This window comes from Macrococcus hajekii (assembly GCF_004359505.1).
In the GTDB taxonomy this organism is placed as follows: domain Bacteria; phylum Bacillota; class Bacilli; order Staphylococcales; family Staphylococcaceae; genus Macrococcus; species Macrococcus hajekii.
Genome location: NZ_SCWE01000042.1, coordinates 1 through 367 on the forward strand (window position 1 = coordinate 1; position 367 = coordinate 367).

Sequence of the window (367 nt, forward strand, 5' to 3'; positions counted from 1 at the left end):
TCACGAATCCAGATGGTACGACAACAACAACAGTGATCAAAGATGGTGCGGACGGCGAATCACCAACGGCGACAGTAGTCGACAACGGCGACGGCACGCACACAGTGACGATCACAAATCCAGACGGGACAACAACGACAACAGTCATCAAAGATGGTGTTGACGGAGTAGACGGTAAAGATGGTGTATCACCAACGGCGACAGTAGTCGACAATGGAGACGGTACACACACAGTAACGATCACGAATCCAGATGGCACGACAACAACAACAGTGATCAAAGATGGTGCGGACGGCGAATCACCAACGGCGACAGTAGTCGACAACGGCGACGGCACGCACACAGTGACGATCACAAATCCAGACGG

General features: G+C 52.6%; 1 protein-coding gene. It reads left to right on the plus strand.

Annotation, left to right across the window (positions count from 1 at the left end; genetic code table 11):
* A partial coding sequence (locus tag ERX37_RS11285) for a collagen-flanked surface repeat-containing protein (RefSeq protein WP_424960696.1) occupies positions 1-367 on the plus strand: 367 nt, incomplete at both ends.